Annotated in this window: 17 protein-coding genes and 1 riboswitch; of the genes, 8 read left to right on the top strand and 9 right to left on the bottom strand. The window is 53.8% G+C overall.

The window, feature by feature from the left end:
- Window positions 1–185 precede the first annotated feature (185 nt).
- From gldA to argE, 6 genes are all read right to left on the bottom strand, one after another.
- A complete protein-coding gene (gene gldA, locus NA197_RS20150) occupies window positions 186–1,289 on the bottom strand; it encodes a bifunctional L-1,2-propanediol dehydrogenase/glycerol dehydrogenase (RefSeq protein WP_048591542.1) in 1,104 nt (367 codons plus the stop codon).
- Between the two features lie 11 nt (window positions 1,290–1,300).
- Window positions 1,301–1,963, bottom strand: coding sequence for a fructose-6-phosphate aldolase (fsa, locus tag NA197_RS20145; protein WP_000424866.1), 663 nt, complete (start codon window positions 1,961–1,963; stop codon window positions 1,301–1,303).
- A gap of 254 nt (window positions 1,964–2,217) precedes the next feature.
- Complete coding sequence (locus tag NA197_RS20140; protein ID WP_064043065.1) at window positions 2,218–3,054, bottom strand: helix-turn-helix transcriptional regulator; 837 nt, start codon at window positions 3,052–3,054, stop codon at window positions 2,218–2,220.
- Window positions 3,055–3,214: 160 nt separating this feature from the next.
- Window positions 3,215–4,948, bottom strand: a complete 1,734-nt coding sequence (locus tag NA197_RS20135; protein ID WP_001192092.1) for a phosphoethanolamine transferase CptA — start codon at window positions 4,946–4,948, stop codon at window positions 3,215–3,217.
- A 210-nt stretch (window positions 4,949–5,158) separates the two neighbouring features.
- Entirely contained in the window at window positions 5,159–7,810 is a 2,652-nt protein-coding gene (gene ppc / locus NA197_RS20130; protein ID WP_001005548.1) for a phosphoenolpyruvate carboxylase, read from the bottom strand.
- A gap of 368 nt (window positions 7,811–8,178) precedes the next feature.
- Window positions 8,179–9,330 (bottom strand): acetylornithine deacetylase, encoded by a 1,152-nt coding sequence (argE, locus tag NA197_RS20125; protein WP_000800208.1) that lies wholly within the window; start codon window positions 9,328–9,330, stop codon window positions 8,179–8,181.
- A gap of 88 nt (window positions 9,331–9,418) precedes the next feature.
- On the opposite strand from argE, the gene argC reads away from it, so the two are divergent.
- The 4 genes from argC to oxyR all read left to right on the top strand — a co-directional run bounded on the left by argC (window position 9,419) and on the right by oxyR (window position 13,903).
- Window positions 9,419–10,423, top strand: coding sequence for an N-acetyl-gamma-glutamyl-phosphate reductase (argC, locus tag NA197_RS20120; protein WP_000935336.1), 1,005 nt, complete (start codon window positions 9,419–9,421; stop codon window positions 10,421–10,423).
- A 7-nt stretch (window positions 10,424–10,430) separates the two neighbouring features.
- A complete protein-coding gene (argB, locus tag NA197_RS20115) occupies window positions 10,431–11,207 on the top strand; it encodes an acetylglutamate kinase (protein ID WP_139379250.1) in 777 nt (258 codons plus the stop codon).
- 117 nt (window positions 11,208–11,324) lie between these two features.
- On the top strand, window positions 11,325–12,701 hold the full coding sequence (argH, locus tag NA197_RS20110) for an argininosuccinate lyase (protein WP_001230054.1): 1,377 nt from the start codon (window positions 11,325–11,327) through the stop codon (window positions 12,699–12,701).
- 284 nt (window positions 12,702–12,985) lie between these two features.
- On the top strand, window positions 12,986–13,903 hold the full coding sequence (gene oxyR, locus NA197_RS20105) for a DNA-binding transcriptional regulator OxyR (RefSeq protein ID WP_001025919.1): 918 nt from the start codon (window positions 12,986–12,988) through the stop codon (window positions 13,901–13,903).
- On the opposite strand, the gene sthA is transcribed toward oxyR, so the two are convergent.
- Window positions 13,886–15,286, bottom strand: a complete 1,401-nt coding sequence (sthA, locus tag NA197_RS20100) for a Si-specific NAD(P)(+) transhydrogenase (RefSeq protein ID WP_001120791.1) — start codon at window positions 15,284–15,286, stop codon at window positions 13,886–13,888. The genes oxyR and sthA overlap by 18 nt on opposite strands.
- Before the next feature lie 198 nt (window positions 15,287–15,484).
- Here sthA and fabR point away from each other — a divergent pair, with 198 nt between their 5' ends.
- Together fabR and NA197_RS20090 are read left to right on the top strand one after the other, a co-directional pair.
- Complete coding sequence (gene fabR / locus NA197_RS20095; RefSeq protein ID WP_000971958.1) at window positions 15,485–16,120, top strand: HTH-type transcriptional repressor FabR; 636 nt, start codon at window positions 15,485–15,487, stop codon at window positions 16,118–16,120.
- 15 nt (window positions 16,121–16,135) lie between these two features.
- The gene (locus NA197_RS20090; protein ID WP_000813837.1) at window positions 16,136–16,495 is read left to right on the top strand and encodes a YijD family membrane protein; all 360 of its coding nucleotides are present in this window, start codon (window positions 16,136–16,138) and stop codon (window positions 16,493–16,495) included.
- Window positions 16,496–16,541: 46 nt separating this feature from the next.
- On the opposite strand, the gene trmA is transcribed toward NA197_RS20090, so the two are convergent.
- Entirely contained in the window at window positions 16,542–17,642 is a 1,101-nt protein-coding gene (trmA, locus tag NA197_RS20085; RefSeq protein WP_064043066.1) for a tRNA (uridine(54)-C5)-methyltransferase TrmA, read from the bottom strand.
- Window positions 17,643–17,756: 114 nt separating this feature from the next.
- Window positions 17,757–17,949, top strand: a riboswitch (cobalamin riboswitch).
- 66 nt (window positions 17,950–18,015) lie between these two features.
- On the opposite strand from trmA, the gene btuB reads away from it, so the two are divergent.
- On the top strand, window positions 18,016–19,860 hold the full coding sequence (gene btuB / locus NA197_RS20080; protein WP_000591417.1) for a TonB-dependent vitamin B12 receptor BtuB: 1,845 nt from the start codon (window positions 18,016–18,018) through the stop codon (window positions 19,858–19,860).
- Window positions 19,805–20,656 carry a glutamate racemase gene (gene murI / locus NA197_RS20075; protein WP_052932710.1) on the top strand — a complete coding sequence of 284 codons (852 nt, stop codon included), beginning with the start codon at window positions 19,805–19,807 and terminating at the stop codon, window positions 20,654–20,656. The genes btuB and murI overlap by 56 nt, the downstream gene beginning before the upstream one ends.
- Window positions 20,657–20,787: 131 nt before the next feature.
- On the opposite strand, the gene NA197_RS20070 is transcribed toward murI, so the two are convergent.
- Window positions 20,788–20,967 (bottom strand): hypothetical protein (locus tag NA197_RS20070; protein WP_204376822.1); only part of this gene is annotated, 180 nt, incomplete at its 5' end.

Here is a 20,967-nt window from a genome sequence, read left to right as displayed (position 1 = left end):
TATTTCAGGACAAAATGGACTGATTCCAGGCTATGGAATACCTGATGATAGCGCTTCGCTTACCCGGCCTGGATGATTGGATAACAAGGCCAGATAAGGTGCCTGTGTCGATATTCGGCAACTGAATTCTGTTGGGTCAGCAAGCTGAAATACTCCTGACTATCGTCAGGAGTATTGCTCAGACCTTATTCCCATTCCTGCAAAAAGCGTTGACCGTACTGGTCGGCGACCAGCAGCGCGGCGTACACTTCATCCGGCGTTGCACCGCCAGGCATGTTATGAATAGTTTCACCTTCTGCGCAGGAGGCTTCCGCGACGATGCGCATTTTGGCCGGGATATCCTGTTTAATATCCAGTTGCGCCAGCGTAATCGGCAGGCCAACGGAATGGCACAGCGCCGCAACGGTTTCGATTTCTTCGACCGGCGCGTTTTCCAGCACCAGTTGCGTCAGCGTACCGAAAGCGACCTTCTCACCGTGATAATAGTGGTGCGCATCCGGAATCGCCGTTAAACCGTTATGAATCGCGTGCGCTGCGGCCAGACCGCCGCTTTCAAAACCGACCCCGCTCAGGTAGGTGTTGGCTTCGATGACGCGTTCCAGCGCTGGCGTGACGACGTGCTGTTCGGCGGCCAACATGGCTTTTTCGCCTTCTTCGATCAGCGTGTTATAGCATAGCTCCGCCAGGGCCAGCGCGGCCTGTGTACACTTGCCGCCCGCCATTGTGGTGGCGCCGCTGCGTGAGCAGGCGCGCGCTTCAAACCAGGTCGCCAGCGCATCGCCGATACCGGCTGCCAGCAGACGCGCCGGCGCGCCCGCCACTATCTGCGTATCGACAATAACCATATTCGGGTTATGCGGCAGCAGCAGATAACGGTCAAACTCACCGGCATCGGTATAAATAACCGAGAGTGCGCTGCACGGTGCGTCGGTAGAGGCGATGGTCGGCGCGATAGCGACCGGGACGTTCATAAAGTGCGCCAGCGCTTTGGCGGTATCCAGCGTTTTACCGCCGCCGATACCCAGTACGGCGCCACACTGACTTTTTTCGGCGACGGCGCGCAGCCTGTCGATCTCATTTTGCGAACATTCGCCGCCAAACGGGGCAATTTCTACTGACAAACCGGCATCCGTCAGGCTTTTGCGCAGCGTCTCTTCGGCAAATCCCAGCACGAATTTATCGCCCACAACCAGCCAGTTGTTCGCCATTGGTTTTAAATAATCGCCAAGACGCGCGATGACGTTTGCACCCTGAATATACTTACCTGGTGACTGAATAATGCGATCCATACATTTCTCTCCTACAGGTTCAGATTACCAAAAGCGTTTTTCCAGTCTTGCTCAAACTTCTCTATTGCCGACTCTACCGCAGGCGTATTGAGCATTTGTTGCGCTACATCTAAAGGAAGGGTAATCGCCTGGCAACCTGCCAGTAAGCAATCCAGCGCCTGCCGCGGCGTTTTAAAGCTGGCCGCCAGTACCATGCTGTCGGGCGCGTGATGTTCCAGTAGCGTTTGCAGCTCCTGAACCATACGAATGCCATCGCCGCCCTGCGCATCAACGCGGTTGACGTAGGGAGCGACATATTTTGCACCCGCCAGCGCCGCCAGCAGGCCCTGCGATGCGCTGTAGACGGCGGTGCCCAGCGTCACGATGCCTTCTTTTTTCAGCAATTTAATCGCTGCAAGACCTTCGGCGGTCACCGGAATTTTAACCACAATGCCGGGGATGGCGTTATTCAGTCGTTTGGCTTCTTCCACCATCCCTTTCGCGTCGCGGCTCATGGTCTGCGCAAATAAAGTGCCTTCTTCGCCGATGGCGTTTTGCAGCCTGGGCAGCACATCCCAGATAGATTCTTTGCTGGCTGCCACAATGCTTGGATTGGTGGTGACGCCGGCAATCGGGAAAATGCGCGCCAGACGTTCAACTTCCGCCACGTTAGCGGTATCCAGATAGAGTTCCATAGTCTTTCTCTTCGTGAGTTTTCGTTATGGACAGGATAAAGGAGCGTGCCCCGGATGCGCTATGTGACAAATCTGCCAAAAACTGGACAAATGTGATGCTCTTGGTAAAGTGTGATTTACTTCACAAGTTGGTGATGGTTAACGTATAACGTGCTGTTGTATGCCATGTGGGGGAGTGAGGTTTTTGCATTGATATTACAATAATCCAGTAAATGCGCGTTTTATCTACTGTATTCTCTTTACTGGCGTGTGGATTATTTTTCCGTTAGCTGGCTGTGATACTGGCGGCGATACTCCGACGGCGAACGTTCCGTATTTTTGCGAAACAGGCGGCAGAAATAGTTACTGTCGACAAAGCCGCAGCGGTGCGCCACCTCTTTCACTTTCAGGTCATAGCCCTTCAGCAACGTTTTGGCGTGTTCCAGTCGCGTATGGTTCAGGTATTCGTTAAAGCCGATGGCCCCCGTTTTCTGGAACAGGTGCGAGAGGTAATTTGGCGAGATATAAAACGCCTGTGCTACCGATTCACGCGTCAACGGCGCGGCGTAGCGTTCATCAATATACTCCCGAATGGCTTCAAAAAGCGCGCGGCTGCGGGAGGCGGTCTGGATTTGGCTGCCGAGCAGATCGCGGCAATGGCTTAGTAGGCTGGCGACAATCAATCTGGCCGTTTGCTGCTCTTGCGGCTGCATCTGCATCTCATTAAGCGTTTGTAACAGGAAAGAGCCGATACGCGGGCCGCGGCGCGCAACGTGCTGTTTCGTGAGGTTTTGATGCTGCTGACCGTTCCAGTGGATCACGCTGAAACCTAACTGCTGTTTGCCAAACAGAATGCTCAGGGTGGTGACGGGCGTTTGCCATTGCGGGATGTTCCAGCCGCCAGCCGGAACGTAGAGAACATCGCAAGGAATGAGCGGGGCGGTAATGCTCATGTCAGTAAGCTCGCCCTCCAGCACAATCTCCAGCCGCGGAAAATCCACCTGGTACGCCAGTTCCGGCGCTGGGCCGCTGGCGCTGGCAAAATAAATCTGGCGCAGCGGCAGCGGGCCGTTGATGAGACGGGAGAGAAGGTGGCTGACGTCGTGATACATGATAATCCCCTGCCGATCGCAAACAGAGGAAACAGTAACGTCGAAAACCGATGTCCTCAAGCAATTATTGCCGGATAGCGGCGCTTTGCGCCTTATCCGGACTACGGAAGAGAAGAACGCCAGGCCCGATAAGCGTTAGCGTTATCGGGCAACATACAGGCTATTGATTACCGACCTGATCGCCATACGGCAACGTATCATAATCAATCAGTGCATTTTTCTTATATGGGTTGCCAATCCAGCGCGTGGTCTCTTTGAACTGCGGGTTGGTGATGGAACGCGTCGGGTCGTAGCCATCATAGGTCAGGCCCGCTAAGTCCGACCAGGTGTGGATAAGCTCGGAACTGCTGTACTTACGATCGACATCCTGTGAGAAGTCGCGCGGATGCGCTGCCTGCCATTTCTCTGAGGTCCACAGCAGGAACGGCACCGTATACATATGACGGGTTGGCGAATCTTCGTTTCGTCCCTGCGTCTTATGCGGCGGCGTGTCATACACTTCTTCACCGTGATCGGAGAAGTAGAGCAGGAAACCGTTCGGATCGGTCGCTTTATAGTCCTTAATCAGGCTGGCGACAACATAGTCGTTATACAGATTCGCGTTGTCGTAATCGTTATACGACTCCAGTTCGTCGCTGCTTAATCCCGGCGGAACATGGTCGGTTTTACCATCAAACTTGCCCTGGTTTTCTGGATAGCGGAACTTGTATTTAATGTGCGTTCCCAGCAGATGCACAATAATGAATTTTTTCGGCGCCGGGTCGGCTAACACCGCTTTAAACGGCGCCAGCACGTTGCTGTCATATTCGCGCGCGCTTTGAGTGCGCTGCTGGTTCATATAGAACTGCTTATCAGTCTGCTTAGAGAACACGGTCAGCATGGTATTACGCGCCGTCATCGTCTGCTGGTTAGTGATCCAGAAGGTTTTATACCCGGCCTGTTTCATCATATTCATCAGCGATGGCTTCGTCAGATACCAGTCCGGGTTCTTTTCGTCCGCGAACGTTAGCGCCTGTTGCAGGATCTCAATGGTGTACGGTCGCGAAGTTACCACATTATTAAACACGGTCAGCCCGGGGTCGGTTTTATGCAGCGCGTCCAGTTCCGGCGTGGTTTCGCGCGGATAACCGTACAGACTCATACGGCCACGCTGGGTCGATTCGCCAATCACCAGTACCAGCGTGCGCGGCGCATCGCCGGAGTGGTCCTGGAAGTTAGCCAGCGGCGGCAGGGCATCGTTTTCATTCAGCAGTTTATTCAGCGAGGCGAGCTGTAAACGGTACTGATAGTAGCCAGTAATAAATTGCCACGGCGCGGCGGGTTCCATTCGTGACGCCAGGCTATCCAGCGTTTTCTCCATCGACTTATGCTTGATAAAGGTATTCATCGCGATGGGATGGAGGATCAGCCCGTACAGCAGGGCAAACGACACCAGATAACGCCAGGGCGATGGAATATAAACCGGGCGCAGACGTGTCCACAGCAAAATCGCCGCCACCGTATAAGCCAGCGCGACAAGAACAATTTTCAGACTGAAATATTGGCTTAAATATTCGCTGGCTTCATTGGCGTTGGTTTCAAACATCACAAACAGCACGCTTTGCGAGAACTCCTGCCCGTAGATTACGTAATAGCTCAGCGCCGCCAGCGAGGCGGCCCAGAGTACGACGCCAATAACGGCAGCAATAACCCGGATGCGGCCTGGAAACAGAAAGACCGGGATCAGCCACAGTGAGCTGTACAGTAGCGAATCCCGCAGACCGTTTGTCCCGCTGTATCCGGTGAGATAAATAATGGCCTGCAGGAGGGTGGAAAAGAACCAAAAGTAGAGCAGTGCCCAGCCCAGGGCTTTCCAGCTAAACGCGGGTTTAGTCTGGAGTAATGTGGATTGCATAATGAGAGCCTGTCTTTAATCGTAGCGCCAAACGTAACGCCTGAACCTTAAAAGAATCTGAAGCAAACCTGCTTTATGCCGCACGTTTTGCTAAGAAAGATTTACAAATGCATAAAATGCAGACAGGAATATATTGAAAAAATGACGAGGATGACAGCAGTATTTCATGCCGCCCCCACATAACTGCGTGAGAGCGGCTCTCTTTTTGCGTTAGCCGGTGTTGCGCATACCGGCGGCGACGCCCGCAATCGTGACCATCAACGCCTGTTCGACGCGAGGATCGGGCGATTTGCCCTGCTCTTCAGTCAGACGGGAACGATACAGCAACTCGGCCTGCAACACGTTTAATGGATCGGTATAAACGTTTCTTAACTGAATGGACTCCGCAATCCACGGTAAGTCGGCCATCAGGTGCGAATCGTTGGCAATCGCCAGCACCACTTTAATGTCTTCTTCCAGTAGGTCTCGTAGCTCTTTGCCCAGCGGCCAAAGCGTTTTCGCCACCAGGCGCTGATCGTAATAGTCGGCCAGCCACAGGTCGGCTTTCGAGAACACCATTTCCAGCATCCCAAGACGCGTGGAGAAGAACGGCCAGTCGCGGCACATGGCTTCCAGTTCGCTTTGTTTACCGTCTTCCACCACTTTTTGCAGCGCAGTACCCGCGCCCAGCCAGGCTGGCAGCATCAGGCGGTTTTGCGTCCAGGCGAAGATCCACGGAATCGCGCGCAGCGATTCGACGCCGCCAGTTGGACGACGTTTCGCCGGACGTGAGCCGAGCGGCAATTTGCCCAACTCTTGCTCCGGCGTCGCGGAGCGGAAGTACGGTACAAAGTCTTTATTTTCGCGCACGTAGCCGCGGTAGGTTTCACAGGAGATGACGGAAAGCTCATCCATAATATGACGCCAGCTGTCTTTCGGTTCCGGCGGCGGTAGCAGGTTTGCTTCCAGAATTGCGCTGGTGTAGAGCGAGAGGCTGCTAACGGTGACTTCCGGCAGGCCGTATTTGAAGCGGATCATCTCGCCCTGCTCGGTCACGCGCAGACCGCCTTTCAGACTGCCTGGCGGTTGCGAAAGCAGCGCCGCGTGGGCTGGCGCGCCGCCACGGCCAATAGAGCCGCCGCGGCCGTGGAAGAGGGTAAGCTCGATGCCGGCTTTTTCACAGGTTTTGATCAGGGCGTCTTGCGCCTGATACTGCGCCCATGACGCGGCCATAACGCCGGCGTCTTTCGCCGAGTCGGAGTAGCCGATCATGACCATCTGCTTACCCTGAATCAGCCCGCGATACCAGTCGATATTCAACAACTGGGTCATCACGTCGTCGGCATTGTTCAGGTCGTCGAGGGTTTCAAACAGCGGCGCGACCGGCATGGCAAAGCCGATACCTGCCTCTTTCAGCAACAGATGCACAGCCAGCACATCAGACGGCGTTTTCGCCATTGAAATTACGTAGGCGGCGATCGACCCTTTTGGTGCTTCGGCAATAACCTTGCAGGTTTCAAGCACTTCGCGGGTATCGTTGCTCGGCTCCCAATTACGCGGCAGTAGCGGACGTTTGGAGTTCAGCTCGCGGATCAGGAAGGCCTGCTTGTCGGCTTCCGACCAGCTTTCGTAGTCGCCAATACCAAGGTAGCGGGTAATTTCGCCCAGCGCTTCGGTATGGCGGGTGCTCTCCTGACGGATATCAATACGCACCAGCGGTACGCCGAAACACTTCACGCGGCGGAGCGTGTCGAGTAACTCGCCGTTGGCGATAATGCCCATGCCGCAGGCCTGTAACGACTGGTAGCAGGCGTACAGAGGTTCCCAGAGCTGCTCGTTTTGCGTCAGCAGGCCAGCCGGTTTGGGCAGCTTCTCGCCTTTCAGACGCGCTTCCAGCCAGGACTGGGTCGCCATCAGACGGGCGCGCAATTTTTTCATCAGGTAGCGATACGGCTCAGACGCGCCTTCTTCGCCCACTAACGCCAGCAGCTCCGGCGTGGCGTCGACCATCGACAGTTCTGATACCAGAACATGAATGTCTTTCAGGAACAGATCGGTGGCTTTCCAGCGGCTTAACAAGAGTACGTGGCGGGTGATATCCGCCGTCACGTTCGGGTTGCCGTCACGGTCGCCGCCCATCCAGGAGGTAAAACGTACCGGCACAAAATCCACCGGCAATTTGTAGCCGAGATTTTCTTCCAGCTGTTCGTTCAGTTCACGCAGATAGTTAGGTACGCCCTGCCACAGGCTGTTCTCAACCACGGCGAAGCCCCATTTGGCTTCATCCACCGGGCTTGGGCGCTGCTTGCGGATCTCATCCGTATGCCAGGATTGGGCAATCAACTGGCGCAGGCGACGCATCACCTGGTGGCGTTCGTAGTCGGCGATATCGGTATTATCAAGCTGTTTCAGACAGTTATTGATTTCCCCCATCTTGTGAATAAGCGTACGGCGGGTAATTTCTGTCGGGTGGGCGGTTAGCACCAACTCCAGAGACAGCGACTCTACCGCTTTTTTGATGGTTGCGTCGTTGAGGTCCGGTTGGTTTTTCAGTTTACGCAGAGTACGGGCAATCACTTCCGGGTTGCTGGCGGCTTCGCCTTTTGGCGAAATGCTGTGGTATTGCTCGGCAGTATTGGCCAGGTTCAGGAACTGACTAAACGCGCGCGCAACTGGCAGCAGCTCGTCATTAGACAAATTTTGTAGCGTGGTGAGCAGCTCCTGGCGATTAGCTTCATTGCCGGCGCGTGAAGATTTGGATAGCTTACGGATTGTTTCTACGCGATCAAGAATGTGTTCTCCCAGCGCATCCTTGATGGTTTCTCCCAGCACCTTGCCGAGCATACTGACATTACTACGCAACGCGGAATATTGTTCGTTCATATGACCCCAGACACCCCATCTTTAATGTAATTGCCCTGTCTCTTTCATGCCACAGCGGCAGTGGCTGCGCTCGCCCGTATGCCAGTTCTGCGGAATGGGCTCGTTTGCCGCCTTGCTGTGACGTGAAATTTTTCGGACTTTGCTTTTTAGCCGTCTTTTATAAAGCCACGTAAAACCCGTGGCGTCAATTACTGCGAAATCGGTTCAGCAAACGAAAAAATGGCGGTAATTTATTAAAGTTAATTCGCATCGTGCCAAATAAGAAATGCTTATGAACATGTGGCGTAGAGACGCCGGATGGCGCTGCGCTTATCCGGCCTACAAGACGGGGTAGGCCCGGTAAACATCACGTCACCGGGCAATATGCATTAATGCCAGCAAAAATGGTGTACTACCTGGGTAATCAATTCCCGGGTTGGCTTAATAAAACGCGTTTCGAGATATTCATCCGGCTGATGAGCCTGATTAATTGAGCCCGGACCAAGCACCAGCGTTGGGCATAATGTCTGCATAAACGGCGCTTCAGTACAGTAGTTCACCACGTCGGTTTTCGTTCCCAACAGTTTTTCTACTACTTCAACCAGTTGGTGGTCCGGTGGACACTCGTAACCTGGAATCGGCGGATGTAATTCCGCCACCGTCAGGCGGCCCGGCCAGCGTTCGCTTACCGGGGCCAGCGCGTCGTTAAGCAGTCCATTAAGGTCGTTTAACGTCATGCCCGGCAGTGGACGAATATCCATATGCAATTCGCAGCAGGCGCAGATACGGTTTGAGGCATCGCCGCCGTGAATATGGCCCAGATTCAGCGTTGGATACGGAACGGTAAACGCCTCGTAGTGATACCGCGCTTTCAGCGAGTCACGCAGTTGCATGATATGGCCAATCGCATCGTGCATCAGTTCAATGGCGTTAACCCCACGCGCCGGGTCGCTGGAATGACCGGACTGCCCCAGGACGCGAACGACATTAGAGATATGCCCTTTGTGCGCGCGTATCGGTTGCAACGACGTCGGTTCGCCAATGATCGCGCAGTCCGGACGTAATGCCGTGGTTTCGGAAAAATAACGCGCCCCCGCCATGCTGGTCTCTTCATCGGCGGTCGCCAGAATGTAGAGCGGCTTTTTCAACTTTGTGACGTCAACGTCACGTAGCGCGTCCAGAATAAAAGCGAAGAAGCCTTTCATATCCGCAGTGCCCAGACCATAGAGCTTATTGTCGTGCTCGGTCAGCGTGAACGGGTCGCGCGTCCAGCGTCCGTCATCAAAGGGAACCGTGTCGGTATGGCCGGTCAGCAGCAAACCGCCCGCGCCATGTCCGGTGCTGGCGAGCATATTAAATTTGTTTCGCGTTCCTGGAACCGGTTGAACCTCTACGTTGAAACCAAGATCGCTGAACCAGCCTGCAAGCAAAGTGATTAAAGACGCATTACTTTGATCCAGGGATTCTTCGGTTGCGCTTATCGACGGTGTGGCAATCAGAGCGCGGTAAATCTCGATAAATGGCGGTAAAACGTTTTTCATTGTTGACACACCTCAGGTCATGATAGTATCAATATTCATGCATTAATTATGAATAAAAATACATTAACGTTGAGCATAAAGGAACCCGATGTTGAATACGCTGATTGTAGGCGCTAGCGGTTATGCGGGCGCAGAGCTTGTAAGCTACGTAAATCGCCACCCACATATGACCATAACCGCTTTGACCGTCTCAGCGCAAAGCAATGATGCAGGAAAGTTAATTTCTGATTTACATCCGCAGTTAAAAGGGATTGTCGACCTGCCATTGCAACCGATGTCGGATGTACGTGACTTTAGCGCAGATGTTGATGTGGTGTTCCTGGCGACAGCGCATGAAGTGAGCCACGATCTGGCGCCGCAGTTTTTACAGGCCGGATGCGTCGTATTCGATCTTTCCGGCGCGTTTCGGGTAAACGATCGCGCCTTCTATGAAAAGTACTACGGATTTACTCATCAGTATCCTGAGCTGCTGGAGCAGGCGGTGTACGGTCTGGCGGAGTGGAATGCCGATAAACTGAACACGGCGAATCTGATTGCGGTTCCTGGTTGCTATCCAACCGCAGCGCAGTTGTCGCTAAAACCGCTGATTGACGGCGGGCTTCTGGATCTGACGCAGTGGCCGGTAATTAATGCCACCAGCGGGGTGAGCGGCGCGGGGCGCAAGGCAGCAATTTCGAACAGTTTCTGTGAAGTGAGTCTGCAACCGTATGGCGTGTTTACGCATCGTCATCAGCCGGAAATCGCCGTCCATCTGGGCGCGGAGGTCATCTTCACCCCGCATCTGGGGAATTTCCCGCGCGGGATTCTGGAAACCATTACCTGCCGCCTGAAAGCGGGAGTAACCCATGCGCAGGTCGCCGACGTGTTGCAAAAAGCCTATGGCGACAAACCGCTGGTGCGCCTGTATGACAAAGGCGTTCCGGCGTTAAAGAACGTCGTCGGGCTGCCGTTCTGCGATATTGGTTTTGCCGTCCAGGGCGAACATCTGATTGTGGTGGCAACCGAAGACAACTTGTTGAAAGGCGCAGCGGCGCAGGCGGTACAGTGCGCTAATATTCGTTTTGGCTTCGCTGAAACGCAGTCTCTTATTTAAGGGTGAAATGATGAATCCATTAATTATCAAGCTGGGTGGCGTATTACTGGATAGCGAAGAGGCTCTGGAACGTCTTTTTACCGCGCTGGTCAACTATCGTGAGTCCCATCAGCGTCCGCTGGTGATTGTTCATGGCGGCGGTTGCGTGGTGGATGAGCTGATGAAAGGGCTTAATTTGCCAGTGAAAAAGAAAGACGGCCTGCGCGTGACGCCTGCCGATCAGATTGGCATCATTACCGGCGCGCTGGCGGGAACCGCTAACAAAACTCTGCTGGCCTGGGCGAAGAAACACCATATCGCCTCTGTTGGTCTGTTTCTGGGCGATGGCGACAGCGTAAACGTGACTCAACTCGATGAAGCGTTAGGCCACGTCGGGCTGGCGCAGCCGGGGTCGCCGAAGCTGATTAACATGCTGCTGGAAAACGGCTTTCTGCCGGTGGTCAGCTCCATTGGCGTAACAGACGACGGCCAACTGATGAACGTCAACGCCGATCAGGCGGCAACCGCGCTGGCGGCGACGCTGGGGGCCGATCTGATCCTGCTTTCCGACGTGAGCGGTATTCTGGACGGCAAAGGCCAGCGTATCGCCGAAATGACGGCGTCCAAAGCCGAGCAGCTTATCGACCAGGGCATTATTACCGACGGGATGATTGTGAAAGTGAATGCGGCTCTCGATGCTGCGCGGGTGCTGGGTCGCCCGGTGGATATCGCTTCCTGGCGTCATGCGGAACAATTGCCTGCACTGTTTAACGGCACGCCGATTGGCACGCGTATTCTGGCTTAACTATTTGTTCGCCCGATGGCGGCTGCGCCTTATCGGGCCTGCGTGAACAGAAATTATAGGCCGGATAAGCGTAGCGCTATCCGGCAGTGAAATTCGAAGAATTTAAGGAAGTCTATTATGGCACTTTGGGGTGGGCGTTTTACACAGGCGGCAGACCAGCGGTTTAAACAATTCAATGATTCGTTGCGCTTCGATTACCGTCTGGCGGAGCAGGATATTGTCGGTTCTGTGGCCTGGTCCAAAGCATTGGTCACGGTAGGCGTACTGACTGCCGATGAGCAACGACAGTTGGAAGAAGCGCTGAACGTGCTGCTGGAGGAGGTTCGCGCGAATCCGCAGCAAATCCTGCAAAGCGATGCGGAAGATATCCATAGCTGGGTGGAAGGTAAGCTCATCGACAAAGTGGGTCAGTTGGGTAAAAAGCTGCACACCGGGCGCAGCCGTAACGATCAGGTGGCGACGGACCTGAAACTGTGGTGCAAAGAGACGGTGAGGGAACTGCTCACCGCTAACCGTCAGCTACAGAGCGCGCTGGTGGAAACCGCGCAGGCGAACCAGGACGCGGTAATGCCGGGATATACCCATCTGCAACGCGCGCAACCAGTGACTTTCGCCCACTGGTGTCTCGCGTATGTCGAAATGCTGGCGCGCGATGAAAGCCGCCTGCAGGACACGCTTAAACGTCTGGACGTGAGTCCGCTAGGCTGCGGCGCGTTGGCGGGAACGGCCTATGAAATTGACCGTGAACAATTGGCAGGCTGGCTGGGCTTTACGTCTGCGACCCGCAACAGCCTGGACAGCGTGTCCGATCGTGACCACGTACTGGAACTGCTTTCTGATGCGGCTATCGGCATGGTGCATCTGTCACGCTTCGCGGAAGATCTGATTTTCTTTAATTCTGGTGAAGCGGGCTTTGTAGAGCTTTCTGACCGCGTGACTTCCGGTTCATCGTTAATGCCGCAGAAGAAAAACCCGGACGCGCTGGAGCTGATTCGCGGTAAGTGCGGTCGCGTACAAGGGGCGCTAACCGGCATGATGATGACCTTAAAAGGTCTGCCGCTGGCGTATAACAAAGATATGCAGGAAGACAAAGAAGGGCTGTTCGATGCGCTCGATACCTGGCTTGACTGCCTGCATATGGCGGCGTTGGTGCTGGACGGTATTCAGGTGAAACGCCCACGTTGTCAGGACGCGGCGCAACAGGGGTATGCCAACGCCACGGAGCTGGCGGATTACCTGGTCGCGAAAGGCGTGCCGTTCCGCGAAGCGCACCATATTGTCGGCGAAGCGGTGGTAGAAGCTATTCGCCAGGGTAAGCCGCTGGAAGCGTTGCCGCTGGCCGATTTACAGAAATTCAGCCGCGTGATTGGCGACGATGTGTATCCGATATTGTCTTTGCAGTCGTGTCTGGATAAACGGGCGGCAAAAGGCGGCGTTTCTCCACAGCAGGTGGCGCAGGCCATCGACGATGCCAGGGCGCGCCTCGCGTTGTAGGCCTTATAAGCGTAGCGCCATCAGGTAATACTGCCCGGCCGAGCATCAGCGACGCCGGGCTTTTTTACGCAAAAAAAAAGCGGACCAGAGGTCCGCAAAAGTTCACGTTGGCTTTAGTTATTTCGGGTTCGAGAGATACCCTCTAAACGGGCGGTGTCTTCAAGGGTTAAACGAGAAACCGCTCCGTTCTGTGATGTATTATTAATCAGAAAGGTTGATAGGGATAATCGTTCGTTGCTATGCTACCTATCGCCATGAACTATCGTGGCGACGGAGGATGAATAATGAATATTCGTGATCTTGAATATCTGGTGGCGTTAGCCGAACATCGCCATTTCCGGCGAGCGGCGGACTCCTGTCACGTCAGCCAGCCAACCCTTAGTGGGCAAATACGTAAGCTGGAAGATGAGCTGGGCGTTATGCTGCTGGAGCGTACGAGCCGTAAAGTGCTGTTTACCCAAGCGGGCTTACTGCTGGTGGATCAGGCGCGTACCGTACTGCGTGAGGTCAAGGTGCTCAAGGAGATGGCAAGCCAACAAGGCGAGACGATGTCCGGCCCGCTGCATATTGGTTTAATCCCAACAATTGGTCCCTATTTGCTGCCGCTTATCATTCCAATGTTGCACCAGACTTTCCCGAAGCTGGAAATGTATCTGCATGAGGCGCAAACGCACCAGCTGTTAGCGCAACTCGATAGCGGCAAGCTTGACTGCGCTATTCTGGCGCTGGTGAAAGAGAGCGAGGCGTTTATCGAAGTGCCGCTGTTTGATGAGCCCATGATGCTGGCTATTTATGAGGATCATCCGTGGGCGAATCGCGATCGCGTGCCGATGTCCGATCTGGCGGGCGAGAAATTGCTGATGCTGGAAGATGGCCACTGTCTGCGCGATCAGGCGATGGGGTTCTGTTTTGAAGCGGGAGCGGATGAAGATACCCATTTCCGGGCGACCAGTCTGGAAACGCTGCGCAACATGGTGGCGGCGGGCAGTGGTATTACACTACTCCCCGCGCTGGCCGTACCGCAGGAGCGGAAGCGCGACGGCGTGGTTTATCTGCCATGCATTAAGCCGGAGCCGCGTCGTACCGTGGGGCTGGTTTATCGCCCGGGATCGCCGCTGCGTAGCCGTTATGAGCAACTGGCAGAGGCCATCCGTGGCGCAATGGATGGCCATTTCGACAAGGCGTTAAAACAGGCGGTTTAAGCCGTTCAACGCCGCAACCCGATAAGCTTCCGCCATGGTTGGGTAGTTAAAGGTGGTGTTAACGAAGTATTCGATGGTGTTACCGCCACCTTTCTGCTCCATGATCGCCTGGCCGATATGAATAATTTCGGCGGCGCGTTCGCCAAAGCAGTGAATCCCCAGAATTTCTTTGGTTTCGCGGTGGAAGAGAATTTTTAGCGTGCCGACGTTCATGCCGACGATTTGCGCTCGCGCCAGATGCTTAAACTGCGCGCGGCCCACTTCGTAAGGCACTTTCATTGCCGTTAACTGCTGCTCGGTTTTGCCGACAGAACTGATTTCCGGAATGGTATAAATCCCGGTGGGGATATCTTCGATAAGATGCGCGGTCGCTTCGCCTTTCACCAGCGCCTGCGCTGCAATACGCCCCTGATCGTAAGCGGCGGAGGCCAGACTGGGATAGCCAATCACGTCGCCCACCGCATAGACGTGCGGCAGGGCGGTCTGGTACATACTGTTGACTTTGAGCTGTCCACGGCTGTCTGTTTCCAGACCAATATTCTCCAGCGCCAGCGAATCGGTGTTACCGGTACGGCCATTAGCATAGAGCAGGCAGTCAGCCTTCAGTTTTTTGCCGGATTTCAGGTGCATGATGACGCCATCATCGCAGCCTTCGATTTTCTCATACTCTTCATTGTGGCGAATAACCACGCCGCTATTCCAGAAATGGTAAGAGAGAGAGTCGGACATCTCCTGATCGAGAAAGGCCAGCAGGCGATCGCGGGTGTTGATCAGATCCACTTTCACATCCATACCGCGGAATATGGACGCATATTCGCAGCCGATAACGCCTGCGCCGTAAATAATAACGTGGCGCGGTTCATGGTGGAGACTCAGGATTGAGTCGCTGTCATAAATGCGCGGATGCGAGAAATCCACATCACTGGGATGGTAAGGACGCGAACCACAGGCAATAACAAATTTTTCTGCCGTCAGGGTTTCAACCGTGCCGTCATGGCATTCCAGCGCCAGGGTATGTTCGTCAATAAAATGGGCGTTGCCCTGCAAGATTTCACAGTGGTTACGCTCATAAAACCCCTGACGCATACGCGTTTGTTGATTAATCACGTTATCGGCATGATTAAGGATATCGGCGAAAGAAGAACGAAGGAGACGGGAGTGGTCGCTATAGAGCGGGTTTTGATTAAATTCAATAATGCGGCTGACGGCGTGGCGAAGGGCTTTGGATGGGATGGTGCCCCAGTGGGTACATCCGCCGCCAACGTTATGATAACGCTCAATCACCGCGACGCGTGCTCCTTGCTTAACCAGACCCATTGCAGCGCCTTCACCGCCGGGGCCTGACCCTATGACGACTGCATCATAATCCCAGGAATGTGGCATGGTATTACTCACCTGTTTTTATACATAAAATAAACACGATGATAACATTTGCCCAGCTTTAACCCAATTATCGTTGTGCTTTTTTGCGAAGCCGGAGCACAAACTGTCTGTAAACAATCATTCACAATCCAGTGTGAACCCGTTACTTTTATTCTCTGGTATAGTGCCGAATAAGGCATATGGAAGGATTCAGACATTGTGATGGGTGTTAGAGCGCAACAAAAAGAAAAAACCCGGCGTTCGCTGGTGGAAGCCGCATTCAGCCAACTGAGCGCTGAGCGGAGTTTCGCCAGCCTGAGTTTGCGTGAGGTGGCGCGTGAAGCGGGCATTGCGCCAACGTCGTTTTACCGTCATTTTCGCGATGTCGATGAACTCGGTCTAACGATGGTGGATGAAAGCGGTCTGATGCTGCGTCAGTTGATGCGTCAGGCGCGACAGCGCATCGCGAAAGGCGGCAGCGTCATTCGCACGTCGGTCTCCACATTTATGGAGTTTATCGGCAACAACCCCAACGCCTTCCGTCTGTTATTGCGTGAGCGTTCCGGCACTTCAGCGGCGTTTCGTGCCGCCGTCGCGCGGGAGATTCAGCATTTTATTGCGGAACTTGCCGACTATCTGGAACTCGAAAACCATATGCCGCGCGCGTTTACTGAAGCCCAGGCCGAAGCGATGGTGACTATTGTTTTTAGCGCGGGCGCAGAGGCGTTGGACATCGGCGCTGAACAGCGTCGGCAATTAGAAGAGCGGCTGGTATTGCAACTGCGCATGATTGCGAAAGGGGCGTATTACTGGTATCGCCGTGAGCAAGAGAAAATAGCACATCATTCCGAATAACGTGAAGGACGAGTAATGAAACAGTCAGGTCAAGATAAAGGTACGCTGTTGCTGGCGCTCATCGCTGGCTTATCGATTAACGGCACATTCGCGGCGCTGTTTAGCGCTATTGTGCCGTTCTCCGTATTCCCGGTTATCTCGCTGGTGCTGACGGTATATTGTCTGCATCAGCGCTACCAAAATCGTACTATGCCGGTAGGTTTGCCGGGGTTGGCCGCCGCCTGTTTCATTCTTGGCGTTTTACTGTATAGCACCGTGGTGCGTGCAGAATATCCGGATATTGGCTCTAATTTCTTCCCGGCGGTGCTGTCGGTGATTCTGGTATTCTGGATTGGCTTTAAGCTGCGTAACCGCAAGGAGGACACCGCGGAATAGTGTGCGAAGGCCGGATGGCGGTATAACCGGCCATCCGACGTACATTTTACCTTGCGGTGAGTAATACTCCGCATTCCATATGATGCGTATACGGGAACTGATCGAATAGCGCCAGGCGAGACACCGTGTGCGTCTGGCTTAACGTTTCCAGGTTTTTGCACAACGTTTCCGGATTGCAGGAAATGTACAGAATACGTGGATAAGCCTGCACCATTTTTTCCGTTTCGCTGTCCAGACCGCTGCGCGGCGGATCGACAAAAATGGTTTCGCACTGATAGCGCTTCAGGTCGATCCCCTGCAGGCGGTTAAACTCACGAACGCCATTCATCGCCTGGGTAAACTCTTCCGCCGCCATGCGAATAATTTGCACATTATCAATATGATTAGCGGCAATATTGTACTGTGCGGCAGCGACGGACGGTTTGGCGATTTCGGTTGCCAGCACGCGGTCAAAATTGCGCGCCAGCGCTAAAGAAAAATTGCCGTTGCCGCAATACAACTCAAGCAGATCGCCTTTTGAGTCTTTCGTCACCTCCAGCGCCCACTCTAACATCTGAATATTCATGGCGGCGTTTGGCTGCGTAAAGCTGTTTTCGACCTGGCGGTAGATCATCTCTTTACCTGCCACAGGCAGACGCTCATCAATATAATCCTGATCCAATTCGATTTTAGTTTTAGTGGCCCGGCCAATCAGGTGTACGTTCAGACCTTGCGCGCGTAAAGCATCGCGTAACGCAGTGGCGGCTTCACGCCACTCTTCGTCCAGCTTCTTATGGTACAGCAACGACACTACCGCCTGGTTGCTCAAGGTCGTGAGATAATCGATCTGGAACAGCTTATGCCGCAGTGCATGATTATCGCGCACGCCGGCAATCATCGCCTTCATTAAGGTATTAATCAGTTGGCTGGCCGCCGGGAAGGTGTCAACGCGAATCCGGCTTTTGGTCTGCTGATCAAACATAATGTGGTACAGGTCATCGCCGTCATGCCATAGGCGAAATTCCGCACGCATACGATAGTGACTGACCGGCGAGCGAAATACTTCCGCAACCAGGCCAGAAAACGGCGCCATCATACTCTGCAAGCGCGCCACTTTTTCGGCCAGCTGCGCCTCATACTGCTCTGTCGGAAGATGTTCGGGGGTCATATCGCATCCTGAATAATAAAAGTACGCGGGGATTGTAGGGATTGCTCAGTGGATGTCCAGCTATTGATGATTTCTGATTTGTGATGCGCGGTCTGGACAGGGTGTTGTGACAGACGGTAGCATCCGTGGGCCGGTCCTGTGAGTTAATAGGGAATCCAGTGAAAATCTGGAGCTGACGCGCAGCGGTAAGGAAAGGTGAGATGAGAGCGTAAGCAGACACTGCCTCCGGCGGGAAGTCATCATTTCTGCTATCCAGCCAACGGATAACCCTCCAAGCCCGAAGACCTGCCGGCTAACGTCGCATCTGGTTTTTCATCATCGCGTACTATCGATGAAGCCTGCGGCATCCTTCTTATATTGTGGATGCTTTACAATGATTAAAAAAGCTACGCTGCTGACGGTGTTCTCCGTCACGGCCTTTTCCGCTTGGGCGCAGGACACTAGCCCGGATACCCTGGTTGTCACCGCCAACCGTTTTCAGCAGCCGCGCAGCGCGGTTCTGGCGCCCGTTACCATCGTGACGCGTCAGGATATTGAACGCTGGCAATCGACCTCCGTAAATGATGTTCTACGCCGTTTGCCTGGCGTCGATATTGCGCAGAGCGGCGGCGCCGGACAAAACTCCTCCATTTTCATTCGCGGCACCAACTCCAGCCATGTACTGGTATTGATTGACGGCGTGCGTCTGAATTTAGCAGGCGTGAGCGGGTCCGCCGATCTCAGCCAGTTTCCGGTGTCGCTGGTACAGCGCATTGAATATATTCGCGGTCCGCGCTCCGCTATTTATGGTTCCGATGCTATCGGCGGCGTAGTGAATATCATTACGACGCGCGATAACCCAGGCACAGAATTAACCGCTGGATGGGGAAGCAATAGCTACCAGAATTACGACATCTCGACGCAACAGCAACTTGGCGAAAACACGCGGGCGACGTTGATCGGCGATTACGAATACACCAAAGGGTTTGACGTGGTAGCGAAAGGCGGTACCGGGATGCAGGCGCAGCCTGACCGGGACGGCTTTTTGAGTAAAACGCTTTATGGCGCGTTAGAGCATACCTTTTCTGATCGCTGGAGCGGATTCGTGCGTGGTTATGGCTACGATAACCGTACCGATTACGACGCCTATTACTCGCCGGGCTCGCCGCTGATTGATACACGCAAACTTTATAGCCAAAGCTGGGACGCCGGGCTGCGCTTTAATGGCGAACGTATTCAGTCTCAGCTGGTTTCAAGCTATAGCCACAGTAAAGATTACAACTATGATCCGCACTATGGCCGGTATGATACCTCCGCCACGCTGGATGAGATGAAACAGTACAATGTTCAATGGACCAACAGTGTGGTCGTGGGGCACGGTAATGTTGGGGCGGGCGTAGACTGGCAGAAACAGACTACCACGCCAGGTACCGGCTATGTGCCCGAGGGATATGACCAGCGTAATACCGGGGTTTACCTGACAGGATTACAACAGTTGGGTGACTTCACTCTGGAAGCGGCGGCGCGCAGTGATGACAACTCCCAGTTTGGTCGTCATGGTACATGGCAAACCAGCGCGGGATGGGAGTTTATAGAAGGTTATCGCTTTATTGCCTCCTACGGAACCTCCTACAAAGCGCCTAATTTGGGCCAACTGTATGGTTATTACGGTAATCCGAACCTGAATCCTGAAAAGAGTAAACAGTGGGAAGGCGCATTTGAAGGGCTCACCGCTGGCGTCAGCTGGCGTATTTCAGGTTATCGTAACGATATTAATGACATGATCGATTATGACGATCATCTGCAAAAATATTACAACGAAGGCAAGGCGCGCATTAAAGGTATTGAGGCGACGGCGAATTTCGATACCGGACCGTTAACGCATACGGTCAGTTATGATTACGTTGATGCGCGTAATGCGATTACCGATACGCCATTACCCCGGCGTTCCAAACAGATGGCAAAATATCAACTTGACTGGGACGTTTACGATTTTGACTGGGGGGTGACATATCAATACCTTGGTTCCCGCTATGATTCGGATTACTCCGCTTACCCATACCGGACAGTAAAAATGGGCGGCGTCAGTTTATGGGATCTTACGGTTGCATATCCGGTCACCTCACATCTGACAGTTCGTGGTAAAATAGCCAACCTGTTCGACAAAGATTACGAGACAGTTTATGGCTACCAAACTGCAGGACGAGAATACACCTTGTCTGGCAGCTACACCTTCTGAACCACGTCCCACCGTGCTGGTATTTGATTCCGGCGTCGGTGGATTGTCGGTCTATGATGAGATTCGGCGGCTCCTGCCGGATCTCCACTATATATATGCTTTCGATAACGTGGCGTTCCCCTACGGGGAAAAGAGCGAAACGTTTATCGTCGAGCGCGTTCTCGAGATTGTGACTGCGGTACAGCAGCGCTATCCCCTTTCACTGGCGGTGATTGCCTGCAATACCGCCAGTACGGTCTCACTTCCCGCATTACGTGAAAAGTTTGCCTTCCCGGTGGTGGGCGTTGTGCCTGCGATTAAACCAGCGGCGCGGCTGACCGCAAATGGCGTCGTCGGGCTACTGGCGACGAGAGCGACGGTCAAACGTCCTTATACTCACGAGCTGATTGCGCGCTTCGCCAATGAATGTCAGATAGCGATGTTGGGGTCGGCAGAACTGGTGGAACTGGCGGAAGCTAAATTACATGGCGATTCGGTATCGCTGGAAGAACTGCGCCGCATATTACGCCCATGGCTACGAATGCCGGAGCCGCCTGACACGGTCGTTCTGGGGTGTACGCATTTCCCTCTATTACGGGACGAGCTTTTGCAAGTCCTGCCCGAAGGGACGCGGTTAGTGGATTCCGGCGCGGCGATAGCGCGTCGTACAGCCTGGCTGTTGGAACATGAAGCGCCGGATGCGAAATCAACCGATGCCAATATTGCTTATTGCATGGCAATGACGCCAGGAGCTGAACAATTATTACCCGTTTTACAGCGTTATGGCTTTGAAACGCTCGAAAAACTGGCGGTTTAATGGCGTTTTGGGTAAATACCAGGCACTTGAGAAATTATTTTAAATTTCCTCTTGTCAGGCAGAAATAACTCCCTATAATGCGCCACCACTGACACGGAACAACGGCATACAGGCCGCCGGGTCAGCGGGGTTCAGACCAGAACCTCACGGAGAAAAGCGAAAATAAACGCTTGACTCTGAAGCGGGAAAGCGTAATATGCACACCCCGCGCCGCTGAGAAAAAGCGAAGCGGCACTGCTCTTTAACAATTTATCAGACAATCTGTGTGGGCACTCGAAGATACGGATTCTTAACGTCGCAAGACGAAAAAT

The organism is Salmonella sp. NW884, assembly GCF_051700745.1.
GTDB lineage: Bacteria > Pseudomonadota > Gammaproteobacteria > Enterobacterales > Enterobacteriaceae > Salmonella > Salmonella enterica.
The sequence above is the reverse complement of the archived record's forward strand: the minus strand, read 5'-3'. Positions and strand labels throughout refer to the sequence as shown.